Here is a 2,997-nt window from a genome sequence, read left to right as displayed (position 1 = left end):
GGAAGATCGCGCAGCGCAATCTGTGGATCTCGATCCCGAACCTGCTGCTCGCGTTCGCGGTGTGGATGGTCTGGTCGGTCGTGGTCGTGAACCTGCCGAACCTCGGCTTCAAGTACTCGGCCAACCAGCTGTTCTGGCTCGCCGCGCTGCCGGCGCTGTCGGGCGCGACGCTGCGCATCTTCTACAGCTTCATCGTGCCGATCTTCGGCGGCCGGCGCTGGACCACGATCAGCACCGCCTCGCTGCTGCTCCCGTGCATCTGGATCGGCTTCGCGGTGCAGAACCCCGAAACGCCGTACCTCGTGATGCTGATCCTCGCGCTGCTGTGCGGCTTCGGCGGCGGCAACTTCTCCAGCTCGATGGCCAACATCAGCTTCTTCTTCCCGAAGTCGCAGAAGGGCACGGCGCTCGGCCTCAACGCCGGCCTCGGCAACCTCGGCGTATCCACCGTGCAGTTCGTCGTGCCGCTGGTCATCACCGCCAGCGTGTTCGGCGGTCTCGGCGGCGAGCCGCTGACCTGGACCAAGGGCGACGTCACCAAGCAGATGTGGCTGCAGAACGCCGGCTTCATCTGGGTGCCGTTCATCATCGCGTCGGCGATCGCCGCGTGGTTCGGCATGAACGACATCGCCTCGGCGAAATCCTCGTTCAAGGATCAGGCGGTGATCTTCAAGCGCAAGCACAACTGGCTGATGTGCTGGCTGTACCTCGGCACCTTCGGCTCGTTCATCGGCTTCTCGGCGGGCTTCCCGCTGCTGACCAAGACGCAGTTCCCGGACGTGAACCCGACGCAGTACGCGTTCCTCGGCCCGCTGGTCGGCGCGCTGATCCGCCCGGTCGGCGGCTGGCTCTCGGACAAGCTCGGCGGCGCGCGCGTGACCTTCTGGAACTTCATCGCGATGATCGCGGCGGTGTTCGGCGTCATGGCCTTCCTGCCGCACGCCGGCCAGGGCGGCAGCTTCGCCGGCTTCCTGCTGATGTTCATGGTGCTGTTCGTGACCACCGGCATCGGCAACGGCTCGACCTTCCGCATGATCCCGGTGATCTTCATGACCGAGCGCCAGCGCGCGGCGGCCGGTCAGGGCGAGGCCGCGCAGGAGCAGGCGATCAAGGACGCGAACAAGGAGGCCGCCGCCGTGCTCGGCTTCTCCGGCGCGATCGGCGCCTACGGCGGCTTCTTCATCCCGAAGAGCTTCGGCACCTCGATCGAGCTGACCGGCAGCGCGACCGCGGCCCTGATCGGCTTCGTGGCGTTCTACGTGAGCTGCATCGTGGTGACCTGGTGGTGGTACTCGCGCAAGGGTGCGGAAGCGCCGTGCTGAACCGCCCCTGATTCGCCGGCAACGACGACGACGGCCCCGGAGACGGGGCCGTCGGTTTTTGGCGGGAAGCGCAGCGGGTTCCGTCAGCAGAGTTCGATGCAGACGGTCGCGGGATCCGCAAACGCGGCTTCCAGCATCGGATGAGCGGCCAGCAACCGTTCGGCGACCGCCTGTCTCGGGCCGTTGCCGCTCCTCAGCCAGATGATCCGTGGAGGCACGCCATGCAGGACTGCCATGTCCCGGAAATCGGCATCCTTGGTCACGATGACATAGCCATGCTGCGCAGCATGATCACGGATGTCCCGATCGCTCGCGCACGCCAGCCCCAGCAATGCCACCTGTGTGCTGCCCGGGTAGGCGGCCTGCAGCACCGGTACGAGTCGCCGCGACAGGTTCTGGTCGAGCAGCAGCTTCAAGCGGCATGCACCGTCACGGTGCCCCGCTCCCGCTCGGCCGCGAACGTCAGACAGGCCGACACATCCTCGGGCTCCAGCTCCGGGTAGTCGGCGACGATCTCGGCCACCGTCATTCCCTGCGCCAGCCAGCCGAGCACGTCCGCGACCGCGATGCGCATACCGCGCACGCACGCGCGACCACCCCGCTTGCCCGGCTCGATGGTGATGCGTTCGGCGATGTCCATCGGTCTGCCCTCGCGGTGCCCGTGTGTGTTTTCCGGACTTTACGCCCCCCATCCCGAACGTCCAGCCACCGCCAACAGGGCAGTCGCTGCACCTGCCTTCACCGCAGCGCCTTCGCCGCCGTCTGGATCAGGTCGAGCAGGTCGAACACGCGCGCGACGTAGGCGTCGCGCAGCGCCGGGCCGCGCGGGCTCTGGCCGGCGAGTTCGGCGTCGAGCGCGTCGAGCAGCTTGTGCAGGCGACGTTCGTGCAGGCCGAGCGCCTGCTGCAGCGGGTCGGTGACGAGGCCCGAGCAGGCGGCGAGCACGCCGAGTGCGGCGATCAGGCCGCCGGTGGTCGCCGCGACCAGACCGGCCGAGGCGCTGGCCGGGAACACGCCGTACCACAGCGCGCCGAGCGTCGGGCCGAGCGTGAAGTTGGCGACGGCGAGCTGCTGCGCGATGCCGGCCGCGGCCGCCGCGCCCATCGCCACGGTGCCGGGCGTGAAGGACTGGAAGGCCGCGGCGCCGGCCGCGAGCGCCAGCAGCGAGTTGGCGAGATCGGCCGCCGCCGCGCGCGTGTCGGTGTACTGGCGCAGGAAGTCGGCGAGCCGCCCGTGCAGCTCCGTCCGCTGCCCGAGCGCATCGAGGGCCTGCAGCGCCTCGACCAGCGCGCCGGCGACGGCCGGCTGCGCGAGCACGGCCTCGAACAGCGTGTCGCGCGGACTCGTGCGTCCGGGCTGCGTGCAGGGCAGCTCCAGCAGCTCGGTGCGGATCAGCCATTCCAGCTCGCGTTCGACATCGGTGCGCCAGCCCGCCGGCAGCTGCTCCAGCCGCTCGGCCGTGCGTTTCAGCCCGGCCTTGCGCCCGGCTCTGGCCCCGAGCTGCAGCAGCAGGTGCGGTGCGGCCCACAGCACGTTGACCGGCGCACGCAGCAGATCCTTGCCGAAGGCCCGCCGGTTCAGCCGCCAGGCGCCGCGCCAGCCGAAATGCCGGCGCGCGAACGGCGCGACACGGGTGCGGCGCCCGGCAAGCCAGGCCTGACCGGCCGCGGCGACG

4 protein-coding genes are annotated in these 2,997 nt (G+C 69.8%); 1 reads left to right on the top strand and 3 read right to left on the bottom strand.

What is annotated here, in order from left to right:
• Positions 1-1,322 (top strand): NarK family nitrate/nitrite MFS transporter (locus PKE44_RS17475; protein ID WP_324553815.1); only part of this gene is annotated, 1,322 nt, incomplete at its 5' end.
• 83 nt (positions 1,323-1,405) lie between these two features.
• On the opposite strand, the gene PKE44_RS17470 is transcribed toward PKE44_RS17475, so the two are convergent.
• The 3 genes from PKE44_RS17470 to PKE44_RS17460 form a co-directional block, all read right to left on the bottom strand.
• On the bottom strand, positions 1,406-1,738 hold the full coding sequence (locus PKE44_RS17470; RefSeq protein ID WP_324553813.1) for a DUF5615 family PIN-like protein: 333 nt from the start codon (positions 1,736-1,738) through the stop codon (positions 1,406-1,408).
• On the bottom strand, positions 1,735-1,962 hold the full coding sequence (locus tag PKE44_RS17465; protein WP_324553812.1) for a DUF433 domain-containing protein: 228 nt from the start codon (positions 1,960-1,962) through the stop codon (positions 1,735-1,737). The genes PKE44_RS17470 and PKE44_RS17465 overlap by 4 nt, the downstream gene beginning before the upstream one ends.
• A 98-nt stretch (positions 1,963-2,060) precedes the next feature.
• The coding region (locus PKE44_RS17460) for a DUF6635 family protein (RefSeq protein ID WP_324553810.1) at positions 2,061-2,997 on the bottom strand (937 nt) is incomplete at its 5' end.

Source organism: Plasticicumulans sp., assembly GCF_035331805.1.
Taxonomy (GTDB): Bacteria; Pseudomonadota; Gammaproteobacteria; order Competibacterales; family Competibacteraceae; genus Plasticicumulans.
The sequence above is the reverse complement of the archived record's forward strand: the minus strand, read 5'-3'. Positions and strand labels throughout refer to the sequence as shown.

What these genes read in the sequence shown, in the direction of transcription:
- PKE44_RS17465 (WP_324553812.1), bottom strand. Translation starts at nt 1,962, where the DNA reads ATGGACATCGCCGAACGCATCACCATCGAGCCGGGCAAGCGGGGTGGT.